Annotated in this window: 14 protein-coding genes and 1 tRNA gene; 6 read left to right on the top strand and 9 right to left on the bottom strand. The window is 68.2% G+C overall.

The features are described from left to right. Positions 1 to 30: 30 nt before the first annotated feature. Entirely contained in the window at positions 31 to 864 is an 834-nt protein-coding gene (gene cysE / locus FZN60_RS10680) for a serine O-acetyltransferase (RefSeq protein ID WP_158873467.1), read from the bottom strand. Between the two features lie 108 nt (positions 865 to 972). Beyond that, entirely contained in the window at positions 973 to 1,731 is a 759-nt protein-coding gene (locus FZN60_RS10675; protein WP_158873466.1) for an alpha/beta fold hydrolase, read from the bottom strand. A gap of 129 nt (positions 1,732 to 1,860) precedes the next feature. Between FZN60_RS10675 and FZN60_RS10670 the strand changes: the two genes are divergently transcribed. From FZN60_RS10670 to FZN60_RS28635, 3 genes are all read left to right on the top strand, one after another. Next, positions 1,861 to 2,106, top strand: a complete 246-nt coding sequence (locus FZN60_RS10670; RefSeq protein ID WP_158873465.1) for a zinc-finger domain-containing protein — start codon at positions 1,861 to 1,863, stop codon at positions 2,104 to 2,106. Positions 2,107 to 2,122: 16 nt separating this feature from the next. Then, the gene (locus FZN60_RS10665; RefSeq protein ID WP_158873464.1) at positions 2,123 to 3,298 is read left to right on the top strand and encodes an FAD-dependent monooxygenase; all 1,176 of its coding nucleotides are present in this window, start codon (positions 2,123 to 2,125) and stop codon (positions 3,296 to 3,298) included. 160 nt (positions 3,299 to 3,458) lie between these two features. Continuing rightward, the gene (locus tag FZN60_RS28635; protein WP_199266537.1) at positions 3,459 to 5,507 is read left to right on the top strand and encodes an OmpA family protein; all 2,049 of its coding nucleotides are present in this window, start codon (positions 3,459 to 3,461) and stop codon (positions 5,505 to 5,507) included. Between the two features lie 65 nt (positions 5,508 to 5,572). Here FZN60_RS28635 and FZN60_RS10655 read toward each other — a convergent pair whose 3' ends face one another. The 5 genes from FZN60_RS10655 to FZN60_RS10635 all read right to left on the bottom strand — a co-directional run bounded on the left by FZN60_RS10655 (position 5,573) and on the right by FZN60_RS10635 (position 11,703). Beyond that, positions 5,573 to 6,757 carry an AI-2E family transporter gene (locus FZN60_RS10655; protein WP_246726703.1) on the bottom strand — a complete coding sequence of 395 codons (1,185 nt, stop codon included), beginning with the start codon at positions 6,755 to 6,757 and terminating at the stop codon, positions 5,573 to 5,575. A 151-nt stretch (positions 6,758 to 6,908) separates the two neighbouring features. Beyond that, a complete protein-coding gene (locus tag FZN60_RS10650; RefSeq protein ID WP_158873530.1) occupies positions 6,909 to 7,652 on the bottom strand; it encodes an amino acid ABC transporter ATP-binding protein in 744 nt (247 codons plus the stop codon). A 65-nt stretch (positions 7,653 to 7,717) separates the two neighbouring features. Beyond that, the gene (locus FZN60_RS10645; protein WP_158873463.1) at positions 7,718 to 9,214 is read right to left on the bottom strand and encodes an amino acid ABC transporter permease; all 1,497 of its coding nucleotides are present in this window, start codon (positions 9,212 to 9,214) and stop codon (positions 7,718 to 7,720) included. Positions 9,215 to 9,226: 12 nt separating this feature from the next. Beyond that, positions 9,227 to 10,423, bottom strand: coding sequence for an amino acid ABC transporter permease (locus FZN60_RS10640; RefSeq protein ID WP_158873462.1), 1,197 nt, complete (start codon positions 10,421 to 10,423; stop codon positions 9,227 to 9,229). Positions 10,424 to 10,683: 260 nt separating this feature from the next. Further along, positions 10,684 to 11,703, bottom strand: a complete 1,020-nt coding sequence (locus FZN60_RS10635) for an amino acid ABC transporter substrate-binding protein (protein WP_158873461.1) — start codon at positions 11,701 to 11,703, stop codon at positions 10,684 to 10,686. A gap of 208 nt (positions 11,704 to 11,911) precedes the next feature. Here FZN60_RS10635 and metC point away from each other — a divergent pair, with 208 nt between their 5' ends. Next, a complete protein-coding gene (gene metC, locus FZN60_RS10630) occupies positions 11,912 to 13,093 on the top strand; it encodes a cystathionine beta-lyase (protein WP_158873460.1) in 1,182 nt (393 codons plus the stop codon). A 4-nt stretch (positions 13,094 to 13,097) separates the two neighbouring features. On the opposite strand, the gene FZN60_RS10625 is transcribed toward metC, so the two are convergent. Then, a complete protein-coding gene (locus tag FZN60_RS10625; protein WP_158873459.1) occupies positions 13,098 to 13,823 on the bottom strand; it encodes a phosphatase PAP2 family protein in 726 nt (241 codons plus the stop codon). Positions 13,824 to 14,060: 237 nt separating this feature from the next. Between FZN60_RS10625 and FZN60_RS10620 the strand changes: the two genes are divergently transcribed. Together FZN60_RS10620 and FZN60_RS10615 are read left to right on the top strand one after the other, a co-directional pair. Continuing rightward, positions 14,061 to 14,136, top strand: a tRNA-Arg gene (locus FZN60_RS10620). Between the two features lie 155 nt (positions 14,137 to 14,291). Beyond that, complete coding sequence (locus tag FZN60_RS10615; RefSeq protein WP_158873458.1) at positions 14,292 to 14,849, top strand: MarR family winged helix-turn-helix transcriptional regulator; 558 nt, start codon at positions 14,292 to 14,294, stop codon at positions 14,847 to 14,849. Positions 14,850 to 14,928: 79 nt separating this feature from the next. On the opposite strand, the gene FZN60_RS10610 is transcribed toward FZN60_RS10615, so the two are convergent. Further along, the gene (locus tag FZN60_RS10610; RefSeq protein ID WP_246726702.1) at positions 14,929 to 16,929 is read right to left on the bottom strand and encodes a methyl-accepting chemotaxis protein; all 2,001 of its coding nucleotides are present in this window, start codon (positions 16,927 to 16,929) and stop codon (positions 14,929 to 14,931) included. Between the last annotated feature and the right edge of the window lie 126 nt (positions 16,930 to 17,055).

Here is a 17,055-nt window from a genome sequence, read left to right as displayed (position 1 = left end):
CGTCGCGTCGCCAATGGCGACTCGCCGCGATCAGTCGGCCTTTCCGAAACTCTGGTCCATGGCGCGGGCAGGTTCGCCGCAATCGCCGCAATCCACCGTTCCGACCACCTTGGCCGGAATCCCGGCGACGGTCGTATAGGGTGGAACGGGCTTCAGCACCACAGACCCCGACGCGATCTTGGAGCAGTCGCCGATCACGATGTTCCCAAGGATCTTGGCGCCGGCGCCGATGAGCACGCCGCTGCCGATCTTCGGATGACGGTCGCCGAACTCCTTGCCCGTGCCGCCGAGCGTCACGTCCTGGAGGATCGACACGTTGTCGCCGATCCGGGCGGTGAAGCCCACCACGAGGCCCGTCGCGTGGTCGAGGAAGATGCCTCGACCCATCGGTGCCGCGGGGTGGATGTCGGTCTGGAAGACCGCCGAGGATCGGGACTGCAGGTAGAGCGCGAAGTCGCGCCGCCCCTCGTTCCAGAGCCAATGGGCCAGCCGGTGGGTCTGGATCGCGTGGAAGCCCTTGAAGAACAGCAGCGGCTCCAGGTAGCGCTCGCAGGCCGGATCACGGTCGAACACGGCCTGGATGTCGGTGCGAAGCGTCTCGCTCCACTGCGTGCCGCCCGCTTGAAGGCCCTCGAAGGCGTGCGCGATGGTGACCGCGGGAACGTCCGCATGATCGAGCCGCTGCGACACGCGGTAGCTGACAGCCGATTCGAGGCTGTTCTGGTTGAGGATCGTCGCGTGAAGGAAGCTCGCCAGAACGGGCTCCCGCTCCGCCGCGACCGCGGCCTCCTCGCGCACCTTCTCCCAGATGGGATCGACGGCCTGCAGGCGGTCTGCCAGGACGCGCGGGCTGATGGTGTTCATGCGGCCTCCTTGTCGCAGCCCCCGACCGGGAGCCGCCGGATTCGAACGGCGGTCACGACCATATAGGCGATCCGGCCTCGCTCGAACATCGCCCCCTTGCGCGAGGCTTCAGTCCGCCTCGGCGAGGAAGTCGAGGACGGCCGCCTTGAAGGTCCGGTCGCCGACCGCCAGCATGTGGTCGCGGCGCTCGATGGCGAAGCTGCGGGCGTTCGGCATCATCGCGGCCAGCGCCTCGCCCGAGCCGGCGATGTCATCGGCCGTGCCGACGCCGATGAGCGTCGGCTGGCGGATACGAGCGACCTCCTCCGGCGTCAACTCGTCGCGCGAGGTGCGGATGCAGGCCGCGAGCGCGAGGCGGTCGCTGCGCGTGCGATCGGCGAAGGCGCGGAACATCCGCCCGCGCTCGTTCGCGACGTCGTCGAGCGAGGGGGCGAGAAGCGCGCCGGCGATCGGGTCCCAGTCGCCCACGCCTTCGACGAGGCCAGAGCCCAGGCCGCCCAGGACGAGCCGCTCGACCCGCTCCGGCGCGTCGAGCGCCGCGAAGGCCGAGACCCGCGCGCCCATGGAATAGCCGAAGAACACCGCCTGCTCGACGCCCACATGGTCGAGAAAGGCAAAGGCGTCCGCCACCATGGTCCGGGGATAATAGGCATCGGGGTCGTGCGGCTTGTCGCTGTCGCCGTGGCCGCGATGATCGAAGGCGAGGACCCGGAAACCCGCGCCCTCCAGCGTCGTCACCCAACCCGGATCGATCCAGTTGAACTTCATCGACGATGCGAAGCCGTGGACGAGCAGCACCGGCCGGCCGTCGCGCGGTCCCGTGTCGAGATAGGCGAGCCGCAGCCCGTCGTGCCGGAACGTGTCCATTCCCATGAGCTCCCTTTCGGTCGCGCCCTCATAGGACGCCGGCGGAACGGCGAACACCCCTGTTCTTTCCGGCATCGCATCACTATGGTCCCGCCGACCTTGAAGCCAAGCCGCGGAGCAGACGAACCCATGGCGGGATCGCTCATTCCTCACTTCCAGAACGATGCCGGACACGACGTGATCGAGATCGGCGTGACCGAATTCATGTGCTGCGGCGCGAGCCCGCCCTTCGACCATCCCCACGTCTTCATCGACATGGGCAATGACGGCGAGAAGGTCTGCTCCTACTGTTCGACCCTTTATCGCTACAATCCCAAGCTCCACGCCGACGAGACGCAGCCCGCCGGCTGCCTCTTCCACGACCAGGCGGCCTGACCGCCGCGGCGCCGGGATGCGGCCCGACGAACGCCCGGTCGCCGTCACCGGCGCGGGCATCGCCGGCCTCACCGCCGCCATCGCCCTCGCCCGCTTCGGCTTCGCCGTCGACATCTACGAGCGGGCCGAGGCGCTGGCGGAGGTCGGCGCGGGGCTTCAGCTCTCGCCGAATGCGCTGCGCGTTCTCGATCGGCTCGGGCTTCTCGATGCGTTGAGCCGCCGCGCCGTCGCCGCGCGAAGCGTCACCCTTCGCCGCTTCAACAGCGGCCGCCCCATCGCGGAAGTGCCCGTCCAGGGCTCCGACGGCACGCCCTATCTGTCGCTCCATCGCGGCGCGCTCCAGGCTGTGCTGATCGAGGCCGCCACGGCGGAGCCGCGCATCCGGCTGCATCTCGGCCAATCGCTCGCCTCGGTGTCGGAGCGCGCCGACGGCGTCGAACTCGCCTTTGCCGACGGCGCTTGCGCCCAGGCGCGATGCCTCGTCGCGGCGGACGGCGTTCGATCGCAGGTCGCCCGCGCAGCCGGTTTCGCCGATCCGTCGCCCACCGGCACGATCGCCTGGCGCACGACAATTCCCGTCAGGAACGGCATCGCCGCGCCGGCCGGCATCGATGCTTGGCTCGGCCCCCGGCGTCACGCCGTCGCATATCCCATCGAGTCCGGCGCCGCCGTGAACCTCGTCCTGATCGACCAGGAGGTCGCAAGAGCCGAGGGCGATCCGGTTCGGCATCTTCTCCGGCGCTTTTCGGGATGGGATCTAAAGCTCCTCGACTGGATCGAAGCCGCCGCGTCGCCGACGCCCTGGCCGATCCTGTCCGTGGACGCCGCTCGTCCCTACCGCGTCGGCGCGTCGACGCTTCTCATCGGCGATGCCGCTCACGCGATGCCGCCTTATGCCGCGCAGGGCGCCGCGCTCGCCGTCGAGGACGCCTTCGTCTGCGCCGCGATGCTGGCGAGCCGGCCGAGCGTCGAGGCCGCCTTCGCCGCCTTCGAAGCCGAGCGGCGACCGCGCGTGGATGCCGTGCGCCGCCGCGTCGCCTTTCATCGCTTCGTCTACCACCTGCCCAGGCCCGCCTCGCTCGCGCGCGACGCGGTTCTGGCCCTCCAGCCGAAGGCGTCGCTCGCGCGCGGTCTCGGCTGGCTCTACGACTGGACGCCACCCGACATCGCGATTTCGTCGCCCGCCCCCTGATCGCTCTCGCCGTGGAAAGCGACGAGGCGTCACCTACATGGGCCGGGAACCGCGTGCGGGACACAAACGACGCGCGGACCCATCAACGACGAAACGAGCGCCGCTCCTGCGCCGCCGCTCCGTCGCAAATCTGCAAGGGACAGGTTTGAAAGGTCATTCGATGTCGAGCATCAACAGGACGAGCAGGATCGTGACGATCGCGGCGCTCGCCGCGTCCACGGCGCTGTCCGGTCCAATCGCGGCCTTCGCGCAGGATCAGGCCGCCGCACGGGTCCGCCTCGCGCAGGCCGAGGAGCAGCCCGTCCTTTCGCCGGAGAACGAGGCACCGGCCGAGGAAGCCCCGCCCGAGGCGCCCGCCGCGGAAGAGCCGGCAGCCGAGGAGCCGGCAGCGGAGGAGCCGGCCGCGGAAGCGCCGGCGGCTGACGAGCCCGCTGCCGAGGCGCCGGCGGCCGAGGAGCCTGCCCAGGACGAACCCGCGGCCGAAGAGCCGCCCGCCGAGGAGCCTGCTGCGGAAGAACCGGCTGCGGCCGAGGAGCCGGCGGCTGAGGAAGCTCCCGCGGAGGAGCCTGCCGCGGCGGCTCCGGCGCAGGAGGAGCCGGCGGCCCAGGAGCAGCCGGCAGAAGAGCCCGCCGCCGAGGAGCAGACGCAGGAACCCGCCGCCGAGGAAGCTGCGCCGGCCGAGGAGCCGGCGGCCGAGCCCTCCACCACGGACGAGCCGGCAGCCGAGCAGCCGCAGGCCGAGGAGCCCGCCGCGAGCGAGGCTCCGAGCGAGCAGCCGCAGAGCGACGCGCCGGCAGCGCAGGAGCTTCAAACCGAGCAGCCCGCAGCGCCCGCCGAGGCCCCGACGGACGCGGCACCTGCCGCGACGCCGGAGCCCGACGCCGCGCCCTCGCCCGAAGCACCCGCTGCGGCGACCGTCCCGGAAAGCCCTGCCGCCACGGAGGGCGCGCCGGCCGGCGAGATCCAGCCGGAGCCGGTAGCGCCCGGCACCGAGGCCCCCGCCGTGACGCCCGAAGTCGGACCGGACGGCGCGGCCCGGACGGCGCCTCCGGCTGCTCCGGAGTCCGCACCGGCGCAGGCTGCGCCGGCGGCGGAAGGCGCGGCGACGCTCGCGGCACCGCCGCCCCCGACCACGCCGCCCGAGCCGGTCGCGGCCGAAATCCAGGAAAGCGAGGTCGCCCCCGGCACCGTCGCGGCCAGCGACGCGCGCGTCCAGAACATCGAGCAGAACATCACGATCAACTCGGTGACGAACGTCGAGGGCACCCGCATCGAGCAGCCGCCGGTCTACCAGCTGCCGCCGCAGGTGCAGCAGGTCGAGCGGACGGACGACGACCGGCAGATCCTGACCATCATCGGCGCCGGCCTCGCGGGCGCTGCGGCCGGTGCCGCGGCGAGCTACTTCATCCGCTCCAACGACGAGAACCGCCTGCGCGAGAACTCGCAGGAGTACTACGTGGAGGAACTGCCGCGCGCGCAGACGCGCGAGACGATCGTGCGCGACAACGGCGTCCAGGTCGTCACCATCTATGACCGCTATGGCGAGGTGGTGCAGCGCTCGCGCATCCTTCCGGACGGCCGCGAGGTGGTGCTCTTCTACGACCCCTACGAGGACGACGACCGGGGCCAGGACTATTACTACGACGTCGGCGCCGAGCTGCCGCCGGTGCGCCTGACCATCCCCGAGGACGCCTATATCGTCGACGTCGCCCAGCCGGACGAGGACCTCTACTACCGCACGATCGTCGCGCCGCCGGTGGAAACCGTGGAGCGGATCTACTCGGTGGACGAGGTGCGGCGCTCCAAGCGCATCCGCGACAAGGTGCGCCGGATCGACCTCGCCACGATCAACTTCGACTTCGGCTCCTATTCGATCCCGCAGTCGCAGGTGACGAATCTCCAGGCGCTTGCCGACGCGATCGCGCGGGTGATCGACGAGAACCCGGACGAGACCTTCCTGATCGAGGGCCACACCGACGCGGTCGGCAGCGAGGTCGCCAACCTCACGCTGTCGGACCGCCGCGCGGAGGCCGTCGCGCAGGCGCTGACGAGCTTCTTCGACGTGCCGCCGGAGAACCTCGTGACGCAGGGCTACGGCGAGGCCGACCTCAAGGTGAACACGCAGGAGCCGAACGCCGAGAACCGCCGCGTCACCGTCCGCCGCATCACGGCACTGGTGAAGCCGGTCGAATCGGCCTCCCGCAACTGAGGCGGCCGAACGCCTGACGAAACGAGGCCGGCGGCGCTGCCAAGCGCCGCCGGCCTTTTGCTTGATCAGGCTTCGGACGGCTCGGGCGAGGCATCCCGCCCAGCGGGTCGATCGGTCGCGGACAGGAAGTCTCCAAAGGGACGCAGCGCCTCGACGTGCGAGGCAAAGACCTTGACGGCCACCATCACCGGCACGGCGAGGAACATGCCGACGACGCCCCAGACATAGCCCCAGAAGGCAACCGACAGAAAAACGGCCGCCGCGTTCATCTCCAGCCGACGTCCGACGATCATCGGGGTCAGGAACTGGCCCTCGATCGAGGTGCAGGCGAAGTAGACGAGGACGGGAAGAAGCGCCTCGCCGAGGCTGCCGAACTCGGCCAGCGCGACGATGCCGACGAGGATCATGCCCGCCAACGGTCCGAGATAGGGAATGAAGTTGACGAGCGTCGCCAGCGCGCCGAATACAACGGGCGTCGGCATGCCGACGAACCAGAGGGCGGAGCCGATCACGACGCCCAGCGCGACGTTGATCATGGTGATCGTGAAGAAGTAGCGCGACAGCTCGCGCTCGATGTCGCCCGCGATCGTCAGCGCCAGCTTCTTGTCCGACAGCCGCGGCATGGCGTGGACCAGCTTGGCGTAGAAGAGGTTGCCCGAGGCCAGCAGGAAATACAGGAAGATCAGAGCGAAGGCGACGCCGGCGAGGAGCTCGGGCAGAAGCGTCGTCGCGCTGTCGACCAGACCCGGGCTCTCGACCACGACAGGCTCGGGCGCATCCTGGGGCCCGCCCGTCGCGACCATCGTGCGCTGGGCTTCCGCGAGGCGCTCGAGGCGCGTGCGGATCGGCTGGAGCTGCTCATCGATCGCTGCGACGTAGCGCGGCGCATTGTTGACGATGTCGGCGACCGGTCCGCTGAGGAGATAGAAGCCGAACAGCAGCGCCAGGCACGCGCCGACAACCAGGATACCGGCGGTCAGCGGCTCGGGCAGGCGCAGCCTGCGGCGCGCGACCCGCACGACCGGGCTGAGCACCAGCGCGAAGAGCAGCGCGAAGACGACGGGGAGCACGAAGCTCGCGGTGAAATAAAGCGCGCCGACGAGAAGCATCAGGAAGATGCCGATGATCGCCCAGCGCGGCGCGACCGCTGCGGGCGTGATCGTCTCCTCGCCCGATTGGGCAACCGCTTCGCTGACCTTCGCGCTTACGGCGCCCGGCCGCGCGCCCTTGCCGCCCTCATACCCGTCCACCGCTTCGATCCGCCCGATGCTTCGATCGTCCCCGCCAAGTCAACAGCGGGCCGGAAGGGCGGGTTCCTGCGGAGAACGTCAGCCGCCGACGCAAGAGGCCCGCGCCGCTGACGGGTGGCACGGGCCTCGTTCGCTTGGCCGGATCGGCCGATCAGTGCAGGATCTGGCTGAGGAAGAGCTTGGTGCGCTCGTGCTGCGGGTTGCGGAAGAAGGCTTCCGGCTCGTTCTGCTCGACGATCTGGCCGGCATCCATGAAGATGACGCGGTCGGCAACCTGCCGGGCGAAGGCCATCTCGTGCGTCACGCAGATCATGGTCATGCCCTCCTCGGCGAGCCCCACCATGACGTCGAGGACTTCCTTGATCATCTCCGGATCGAGCGCCGAGGTGGGCTCGTCGAACAGCATGACCTTGGGGTTCATGCACAGCGACCGGGCGATCGCGACGCGCTGCTGCTGCCCGCCGGACAGCTGGCCGGGATATTTGTGGGCCTGCTCGGGGATGCGCACACGAGTGAGGAAGTGCATCGCGATCTCCTCGGCCTTCTTCTTGGGCATCTTGCGAACCCAGATCGGCGCGAGGGTGCAGTTCTCGAGGATGGTCAGATGCGGGAAGAGGTTGAAGTGCTGGAACACCATGCCGACCTCGCGGCGCACTTCGTCGATCTTCTTGAGGTCCCCGGTCAGCTCGATGCCGTCGACGATGATGTTGCCGCGCTGGTGCTCCTCAAGCCGGTTGATGCAGCGGATCATGGTGGACTTGCCGGATCCCGAGGGACCGCAGACCACGATGCGCTCGCCGCGCCGCACGCGCAGGTTCACGTCGCGCAGCACGTGGAACTCGCCGTACCACTTGTTGACGTTGATCAGCTCCACCGCGTTCTCGCGGCCCGCCATGTTGCGGGGCGCCCTCGGCGCGACTGCCGCGGAGGTGGCGAGGTTTTCGGACATGGGCGTCGATCCTATCGTTTGTGTCCGGTGTCCAGGCGCCGCTCGACCGAGATCGAATAGCGGGACATCGAGAAGCAGAAGAGCCAGAAGACGAAGGCCGCGAAGACGAGGCCCGTCGCCGGCGTGGACGGGGTGATCCAGTTCGGATCGGAGAAGCCGCGCCGCACCGTGCCGAGAAGGTCGGCGATGCCGATGATGTAGACGAGGCTCGTATCCTTGAAGAGGCCGATGAAGGTGTTGACGATGCCCGGGATGACGAGCTTCAGCGCCTGCGGCAGGACGATCATCCGCATCTTCTGCCAGTAGGTCAGCGCCATGGCGTCGGCGGCTTCGTACTGGCCCTTCGGGATCGCCTGGAGACCGCCGCGGATCACCTCCGCCATGTAGGCGGCCGAGAAGAGCGCGACGCCGATCAGGACGCGCAAGAGCTGGTTGAACGACATGCCCTGCGGCAGAAACAGCGGCAGCATGAAGTTCGACATGAAGAGCACGGTGATCAGCGGCACGCCGCGCCAGAACTCGATGAAGATCACCGACATGAGCTTGATCGCCGGCATCTTGGAGCGGCGTCCGAGCGCCAGGAGAATGCCGATCGGCAACGAGGCCGTGATGCCGCAGAGCGCGACCACCAGGGTGACGAGGAGGCCGCCCCACAGATTGGTCGGAACGAAGGGCATGCCGTAGTCGAGCACCAGCACGGTCGCGAGAAGAAGCACGATGCCGGTCGGAACGAGGAGCTTCGCCGCCGAGGCGATGCCTGCCGCCATAGCCGTCACCGCGACGCAGACCGCTACGGACGCGACCGAGGCGACAAGCGAGATGAAGGCGAGAAGCGTGAATCGGTAGTCCAGGAATTCGACCGACTTGGAGCTGACGAAGCCGGACGCCAGAAGGCTGACCAGTGCCAGCGCCGCGAGGCCGCCTGCGATGCGCAGAAGGCCGCCTCGCCCGCCGACGTCCGGTCGACCGGCCGCCGCGGCGACCGTGAAGCCGGCGGCGATCGCCATCAGAAAGGCGACGAAGCCGGTGCCGATGTCGAACTCGCCGCCCGTCAGGAGGATCAGCGACACGACCGGGAACACCGCGAAGAGCGCGATGGCCGAGTAGCGCTTGTAGGGAATCTTCGGCGCGGCGACGAGCACGACGAGCGCCGCGAGGAGGATGAAGACGGCGTTCACCCGCCAGCGCTGGTCGATCGGATAGGTGCCGTAGATGAACTGCTCGAACTTGGCGCGCACGAAGGCCCAGCAGGCACCGCCGTGGCCGCCCTCCGCCACGAGGCAGGCGGTGCGGTTGGTGCCGGTGAAGACGGCGTCGAGCACCGCCCAGTTCAGGAGCTGCCAGCCGACGTAGAGCACGAGCGCGCCGAAGACGACCGTCAGGATCGCGTCGGTCGGGGTGGCGAAGAAATTCTTGCGCAAGGTTGCGGGGAAGCCGATGTCGCTCGACGGCGGCGGCAGCGGCTGCTTGACATCGGAAGCGACGAAGCGGGCGACCTGTTCATCCATGGGGCGTCCTCCTCAGCGCTCGACCAGAGCCATACGGGCGTTGAAGGCGTTCATGCCCACAGAAACCAGGATGCTGATGCCGAGATAAACGACCATCCAGATCATCACGACCTCGATCGACTGGCCGGACTGGTTGAGCACCGTGTTGCCGACCGCGACGAGCTCAGGATAGCCGACCGCCAGACCCAGCGAGGAGTTCTTCGTCAGGTTCAGGAACTGGCTGGTCAGGGGCGGGATGATCACGCGAAAGGCCTGGGGAACGATCACCAGCCGCAGCGCCTGGCCGCGGCGCAGGCCGAGCGCGGCCGCAGCCTCGGTCTGACCCTTCGACACCGCCATGATGCCGGCGCGCACGATCTCGGCGATGAAGGCCGCGGTGTAGATCGACAGCGCCAGGAAAAGCGCCAGGAACTCGGGCTTGATCTGCCAGCCGCCGACGAGGTTGAAGCGCGTGGCCTGCGGGGCGTCGAAGGTGATCGGGTCGCCGGTGACGAAGTAGACGACGAGCGGCAGGCCGACGAGCAGCCCCAGCGCCGGACCGACCAGGCTGCGCCGCTCGCCCGTCGCCATCTGCCGGGCGCGATTCCGCCGCGACATGACGAACAGCGCGACGAGGCCGACGACGAAGGCCGCGAGCGGAAGCCAGGCGGAGCTGCCGAAGACGATCGCGGGAACCTGGAGACCGCGATTGGTGAGGTACACGCCCGCGATGTTCTCTTCGAGATTGCGCGGCGGTCCGAGCACCGAAAGAACGCCGAAGTACCAGAACAGGATGACCAGCAGCGGCGGGATGTTGCGGAAGGTCTCGACGAAGACCGTCGACAGGCCGCGGATCAGGAAGTTGTGCGACAAGCGTCCGATGCCGACGAGAAAGCCGAGGATCGTCGCCATGACGATGCCGCTCACCGACACGATGATCGTGTTGACGATGCCGACCAGGATGGCACGGCCGTAGGTCGAGTTCGACGTGTAGTCGATCGGCACCTGGGCGATATCGAAGCCGGCGCGATTCTCGAGGAAGCCGAAGCCCGAGGCGATGTTGGCGTTGCGAAGGTTGGTCGCCGTGTTGTCGACGATCCACCAGCCGAAGGCCACGAGCGCGACGATCAGGAGAACCTGGATCGCGGTCGAGCGCACCGTGGGATTGTTGATCAGCGAATCGCGGCGCGGCGTTCGCTGCGGGGGCATCGCCTGAGTGTGGACCGTCATGTCAGCGCGCGCGACCTTTCGAGATGGACGTTTTGGGCGCCGGAGGGCGCAGCTTGGCGGCGGGCTCGGACGTCGAGCGCCGGTCCCGAGCGGTCGGGGATACCCCCGCCTCGGATCCACGGCGCAGCCGGCCGGATCGGGCTCCGGCGAGGCACGGGCGGGCGGTACCGCATCCGCGCGTCCGGTCCCGCTGCCATTGCATGCCTGCGAACAGCCGCGGACCGGAAACCGGCCCGCGGCGTAGCGTCAAGTCCGCGCGATCAGCGGATCGGCGGGGCGTACTGCAGGCCGCCGTCGGTCCACAGCGCGTTCTGGCCGCGCTGGATGGCCAGCGGGGTCTTGGAGCCGACATTGCGCTCGAAGATCTCGCCGTAGTTGCCGACGGCCTTCACGACGTTGATCGCCCAGGCGTTGTCGAGGCCGATGGCCTGGCCGAAGTTGCCGTCGAGACCCAGGAAGCGGCGCACGTCCGGCACCTGGCTGTTCTTCATCTCCTCGACGTTGGCCTGGGTGATGCCCAGCTCCTCGGCGTTCAGGAGGGCGTTGTGGGTCCACTTGACGACGTTGAACCACTGGAAATCGCCCTGGCGAACGGCCGGGCCGAGCGGCTCCTTGGAGATGATCTCCGGCAGGACGATGTGGTCGTCGGGGTTGCCCATCTCGAGGCGCGAGGCGTAGAGGCCCGAAGCGTCGGTGGTGAGCGCGTCGCAGCGGCCCTGGTCGTAGGCCGAGTTCACGTCGGCCTGCGCCTCGATGACGACGGGGTTGTATTCGAGATTGTTGCTCGAGAAGTAGTCCGCGAGGTTCAATTCGGTCGTGGTGCCGGCCTGCACGCAGATCGTGGCGCCCGACAGCTCCTGGGCCGAGGACACGCCGAGCTCCTTCTTCACCATGAAGCCCTGGCCGTCGTAGTAGTTCACGCCGGCAAAGGCGAGGCCGAGGGCCGTGTCGCGGTCCATCGTCCAGGTCGTGTTGCGGGCGAGAAGGTCGATCTCGTTGTTCTGCAGCGCGGGGAAGCGCTGGACGGCCGACAAGGGAACGTACTGGACCTTGGTCGGATCGTTGAAGACCGCGGCCGCCACGGCCTTGCAGTAGTCGACGTCGAGGCCCTGCCACTCGCCCTTGTCGTTCTGAGATGCGAAGCCCGGAAGACCCGTGTTGACGCCGCAGCGCACGCTGCCGCGCTGCTTGACCGCGTCGAGAGTCTGCGCGGAAGCGCTTCCGGCGGCCAGCGCGGCGATCGTGACGCCGAGCGCGGCAGTCAGGAGCTTCAAGTTCATAGTCTACCTTCCCGTGATGAAATGGTTCAGAAGGACGTAGCGACCCTGCTTCGCCGACGCCGCCCATGCCGGTACGTGGCCCTTCGGGCCTGACGACGACGCGATCTCATGCCATAAAATTCAGCAGGTCAAGCGGATGACGAAATTTTCCAGTTATTTCCAAGACCTGCCAACAATATGATCAACAGCGATGCCGAAAGCTTCCGGAATGAGCGATAACAAGACGAGTTCTGCCCAGACGACGGGCATCAACACGCAGCTGGCCCATTCCGGGCATGATCCGCGAAGCTTTCACGGTTTCGTCAACCCGCCGGTCGTTCACGCCTCGACCGTTTTGTTCGACTCCGTCGCTTCGCTGCGCAGGCGCTCCACCCTCGCCTACACCTACGGGTTGCGGGGCACGCCGACGACCACGGCGCTGGAGAACGCGCTGAACGAGCTGGAAGGCTCGGCGGGCACGATCCTCCTGCCCTCCGGTCTCGCGGCCTGCACCTTCCCGCTCCTCGCCTTCCTCGGGGCGGGCGACCACGTGCTCCTCGTCGACAGCCTTTATTCGCCGACACGGCACTTCTGCGACACCGTTCTGAAGCGCATGGGCGTTTGCGTCGAGTACTTCGCGCCGGACGTCGGCGCCGGGATCGCGGATCTCATGCGCGGCGAGACCAAGGTCGTCTTCCTCGAAGCGCCGGGCTCGAACACCTTCGAGATGATGGACGTGGCGGCGGTGGCCGCGGCGGCGAAGAGCCGCGGCGCCGTGACCATGATCGACAACACCTGGGCGACCCCCATCTTCTTCAAGCCGCTGGATCACGGTTGCGACGTGTCGATCCACGCCCTCACCAAGTATCCCGGCGGCCACTCCGACCTGATGCTGGGCAGCGTTTCGGCGACGGCCGAGGCGTATCGGCGGCTGCGCGACACGCAGATGGCGATCGGCGTCAACGCGGCGCCGGACGACGCCTACCTCGTCCTGCGCGGGCTGAAGACGATGGGCGTGCGCCTGCGCCGCCACGAGGAGTCGGCGCTGCGGATCGCCGAGTGGCTGGAGGGCCGCGACGAGGTTGCCGCCGTCCTGCATCCGGCGCTTTCCTCCTTCCCCGGGCACGACCTGTGGCGCCGTCAGTTCTGCGGCTCCTCGGGCCTGTTCTCCTTCGCGCTGCGCGGGGGCGACGCGGCGGTCGTGCGCTTCCTCGACGCGCTCAAGCTGTTCGGGCTCGGCTATTCCTGGGGCGGGCACGAAAGCCTCGCGATTCCCGTCGACCTGTCCGACCGCCGCGTCGCCAAGGGGTCGCCGGAGGGCGGCCTGATCCGGCTGCAGATCGGCCTCGAGGACGTGCCCGATCTCCTGGCGGATCTCGATCGGGGCTTCACGGCCGTCGCCGCCAGCTGACGCTTCAGCGACCCGATCGGAGCCGTCCGAGGACGGTGCGGACGCCGAAGTCGCGCCAATGGCCGGCGCGCTCCGGCAGAAGCGTCGCCCAGCCCCGCGCCGCCTCGTCGTAGCCGAAGAGAATGCCCCGGCGCGCCAGCCACCGCGCCAGGGTCAGCGCGACGAGCGCGCCGATCGTGAAGCCGGCGACGACGTCCGAGGGGTAGTGCGCGAGAACGACGACGCGGGAAAAGGCGAAGCACAGGCCCGCCAGAAGCGCCGGGATGCGCAGCGGCTTGAACCAGAGCATCAGCACCATGGTGACCGCGCCCATGGTGGTCGAGTGCCCCGACGGAAAGCTCGCGTAAAGGTGCGGCAGCTGGAAGAACCGAAAGGCGACCGGCCCCTCTTCGTCGAAGAGCGCGGGCCGGGCGCGGCCGAAGATCGTCTTCAGGACCTGCGTCAGCAGCGCCGCGCTTGCGACGCTGGCGAAAAGGTAGAAGGCGTGGGCATAGAGGTTGACGACGCGCCGCCGGCCGACGCGCGTCAAGCCGCGCCAATCGGTGAAAACGATGAAGAGCAGAAGGGCCGCCGAGGGGTACACGTACCAGGCAGACAGGCCGATATCGGTCGCGACGCCGAAAAAGGCGCGTACGCCCTCCGGCTCGTCGAGCATGGCGAGCTTCACCCGCCCATCGAAGGGAAGCAGCAGGCCGACCAGCGCCAATGCGCCCAGCGCGATCAGCGCCATGCGCCGATCGAAGGGTGGCCCGAACTCGGCGCGTCGCCGTTCGCGAAGCCTTTGACGCGTGGCGCGCGCGACGGCCGCCAAACGCCGGCGCCGGCCGACGGCATCGCCCGGCGGTTGCGCCTCGCCTCCCCCATCCTGCCCACTCGACCGATCCGCCACCCGTTCCCTCTCCGCTCGACGATCGGCCGCGGCCGCGCTTTTGCACCGGCGCCGATCCTGGTATGGAACGGCTGCGACGGCCCCGTAGCTCAGAGGATAGAGCACCGGCCTTCTAAGCCGATGGTCGCAGGTTCGAATCCTGCCGGGGTCGCCACAGCATCAGCAGCTTAGCAGGCGCCGGACACGAGACGAGTCCGACGTTTGGCCCGGCTTCGTTCCTGGCATGGCCCTTCCATGGACGTCATCGAAGGTGCGTGTTCGTGGAGTAAGCTTGCTCGCAGTCCGACAATGTTCCTATAATGTTCACGTTTGGCCGAGTCGCGTCGGAACGGAGGAGCGCCGATGTCTGCCCAGATCCTGACCTTCGAACCGAGCGCTCCGCGTCGGTATGCGGCACTGCCCCCGGTGAGCGGAAGCCAGATGAGCTTGCTCGTCGCGGACGTCGCGTACCTTTGGGCACAGACGCTGGGAGATGTCGCCCGCCGAGCGGGCCTGAACCTGCCGCCGGCGGAGATTCGCGCACTGTCCGTCATCGTCCGCAATCCGGGACTTCGGCCTTCCGAGCTTGCCGAATGGCTGCACGTCGAGCCGGCGACGCTGAAGAGCACGCTTGAGGGGTTGGTGAAGCGCGACCTGGTGGAGAGCCGGCCGAGCGCAGCGAATCGCCGGCACAAGAGCATCCACCCGACGAGCGGCGCGTTCGCCATTGCCGAGAAGCTCGACGAGATCATGAACCAGGTGGGGCGATACGCCTTCGCCACCGTGGACGAGGTCGTCGTGCGAGCGACCGGCCAAGCGCTCCTGGAGATGCGCTTTCGGCTCGCCGATTACGTCGAAGGGGCGAAAGCCGAATCGCTGAACGCTTGAGACGCAAAAAGCCCCGCCCAGTTAAAACCGGGCGGGACGTTCGTCGAGCGTAAAGCCTGCGAGGGAATGAACGGAGCGCTCAGCCGCTCATCCGCTCGAATCCCGCATCGTGGCTGCCACCGTCGAGCTCGAGTGCGACTCCTTGAGCGGGCGCGTTCGGCTGCTTCTTGGTTTGAAACTCGCTCACGCGCGCCTGGAGTTGATGAACGGAGTGGCGCGCGGTCGAGGCCGAGGCGAGACCTGCCGGGCGCAGTTGATCGGTCGAGCGGCGCACCGGCATCCGACTTGCCCCAGGAACCGATTTCGCCCTCACCTCCGCGGCACCGCTCGCGTCGAGCTTGAAGAACCCCGCACGCTCGTTGAGAGCTTCGGCCTCGGCCGAGAGCTCGCCGGCGGTGGCCGTCATCTCGTTGGCGGCGCCCGCGTTGGCTTGCGTCACCTGGTCGAGCTGCTGGATGGCCTGGTTGATCTGCTCGATGCCGATCGACTGCTCGCGGCAGGCCGCCGAGATCTCGCCCACCAGCTCGGCCGTGCGGCGAATGTCGGGAACGAGCCGCTGCAGCATCTCGCCCGCTTCCTCCGACACCTGCAGCGTCGACACCGACAGCTCGCCGATCTCGGCCGCCGCCTGTTGGCTGCGCTCGGCAAGCTTCCTCACTTCCGACGCGACGACGGCAAAGCCCTTGCCGTGAGAGCCGGCACGCGCCGCCTCGATGGCCGCGTTGAGGGCGAGGAGATCGGTCTGGCGGGCGATCTCCTGCACCACCGTGATCTTCTCGGCGATGGTGCGCATGGCCTCCACCGACTGGGCTACGGCGGTGCCGGTCTTCTCGGCGTTGACGTTGGCCTGGGCGGCGATCTTCTCGGTCTGGGCGGCATTGTCGGCGTTCTGGCGAACGTTCGCCGTCATCTCCTCGACCGCGGCGCTCGCCTGCTCGGAAGCCGCCGCCTGCTCGGTCGAGCCGGAGGAGAGCTGCTCGGCCGTCTGCGCCGACAGGGCCGAACCGGACGCCACCTGCCCGGCCGAGCCGATGACCCCACCGACGATGCCGCTCAGGCGCGCGCGCATCCGCTCCATCGCGGTGAGAAGATCGCCCACCTCGTCGCGGCCATGGCCTTTGATCGGCTGAGTGAGGTCGCCGGCGCTGATCGTTTCGGCGGCCGAGATGGATTGTGAAAGGCCGCGCGAGATCGACGCCGCGATCAGAAGCCCGGCCGCAGCACCCACGAGCACGGCGCCGATGACGAGGGCGATCAGGAAGCTGCGCGTCGAGCCATAAGCGGTGTTCGCCCGCTCCAGATAGGCTTGCGCCGACTGCTCAGCCACTTCGGTGAGCCTGTCCATCCGGTTGTCCAGGGCGCTCATCGTCGGTCCCATATCGGCGATGGCGGTCAGGGCTTTGGTGAAGCCATTCTTCATGCCCTCGTCGGCCGTGGCCCTCAGCCGCGTGAAGTACTCCGTCCATTCGGACCGGAGAGCATCGACGGCGGGATGGTGGGCGGCGGGCAGCGACTGGTAAAGCTGCGAAAGGGCCGCGCCCATCTCCTTGTCCGCGTTGTCGAGGGCCGCACTCGCCGCCTTGAGCTCCTCATCACCCGTGTGGATCAGAATCCGCGTCGCCTCGATCAGGGCGTCCTTGGATGCCATCTCCGCCTGATCCAGGCCCTCCGCCAGCGGCAGCGTCATCACGCTTGCCGACGCGACGTTCTGCCTCAACGTGACGATCGCCGCGTGCACGGCAGCCCTGCCGCCTTCGAGTCCGTCGAGAGCACTTTCGGCGGCAAGAGGGTCGGCATCCGAGGCCGCGGCCAAGGCCTGCTCGGCCTGCGTCCTCGCTTTGCCGAGTTCGTCAGGCAGGGTCGCGAACTCCCGTACCAGATCGGCATCCAATGAATTCGCGATGATCTTCCAAGCCGAGTCGATATCGGACCAAGCCTGCTGGTATTCCTCCTTGAGGCCGTCGTCGCTTCCTGTGGTGGACAGGCCGGCCTGGACGCTTCGGCGAACCGTTTCCAGGTTCGTCTGCATCGCGTTCGAAGCGGTGCCCTGAAGAAAGGGGCCGTTCGCGAAGCCCAGCATGGCGTTGTTGACCGACGCGATGCCTGACGCTCCGAAAAAGCCGATGCTGCCGGTAAATACAAGAACGAGAGCGAATGAAGCGAGAAGCTTCGCTCTGTACGTAAGCCGCATAATGTTTTCCTCAGG

Origin of the sequence: Antarcticirhabdus aurantiaca, from assembly GCF_009765365.1 — a bacterium.
In the GTDB taxonomy this organism is placed as follows: Bacteria; Pseudomonadota; Alphaproteobacteria; order Rhizobiales; family Rhizobiaceae; genus Antarcticirhabdus; species Antarcticirhabdus aurantiaca.
Note: the sequence above shows the minus strand (reverse complement) of the source record. Positions and strands in the feature narration are given on the sequence as shown.

What these genes read in the sequence shown, in the direction of transcription:
- FZN60_RS10665 (WP_158873464.1), top strand. Translation starts at nt 2,123, where the DNA reads ATGCGGCCCGACGAACGCCCGGTCGCCGTCACCGGCGCGGGCATCGCC.
- FZN60_RS10610 (WP_246726702.1), bottom strand. Translation starts at nt 16,929, where the DNA reads ATGCTGGGCTTCGCGAACGGCCCCTTTCTTCAGGGCACCGCTTCGAAC.
- FZN60_RS10625 (WP_158873459.1), bottom strand. Translation starts at nt 13,823, where the DNA reads ATGGCGCTGATCGCGCTGGGCGCATTGGCGCTGGTCGGCCTGCTGCTT.
- FZN60_RS10640 (WP_158873462.1), bottom strand. Translation starts at nt 10,423, where the DNA reads ATGACGGTCCACACTCAGGCGATGCCCCCGCAGCGAACGCCGCGCCGC.
- FZN60_RS28635 (WP_199266537.1), top strand. Translation starts at nt 3,459, where the DNA reads ATGTCGAGCATCAACAGGACGAGCAGGATCGTGACGATCGCGGCGCTC.
- FZN60_RS10675 (WP_158873466.1), bottom strand. Translation starts at nt 1,731, where the DNA reads ATGGACACGTTCCGGCACGACGGGCTGCGGCTCGCCTATCTCGACACG.
- FZN60_RS10670 (WP_158873465.1), top strand. Translation starts at nt 1,861, where the DNA reads ATGGCGGGATCGCTCATTCCTCACTTCCAGAACGATGCCGGACACGAC.
- FZN60_RS10650 (WP_158873530.1), bottom strand. Translation starts at nt 7,652, where the DNA reads ATGGCGGGCCGCGAGAACGCGGTGGAGCTGATCAACGTCAACAAGTGG.
- FZN60_RS10645 (WP_158873463.1), bottom strand. Translation starts at nt 9,214, where the DNA reads ATGGATGAACAGGTCGCCCGCTTCGTCGCTTCCGATGTCAAGCAGCCG.
- FZN60_RS10635 (WP_158873461.1), bottom strand. Translation starts at nt 11,703, where the DNA reads ATGAACTTGAAGCTCCTGACTGCCGCGCTCGGCGTCACGATCGCCGCG.
- metC (WP_158873460.1), top strand. Translation starts at nt 11,912, where the DNA reads ATGAGCGATAACAAGACGAGTTCTGCCCAGACGACGGGCATCAACACG.
- cysE (WP_158873467.1), bottom strand. Translation starts at nt 864, where the DNA reads ATGAACACCATCAGCCCGCGCGTCCTGGCAGACCGCCTGCAGGCCGTC.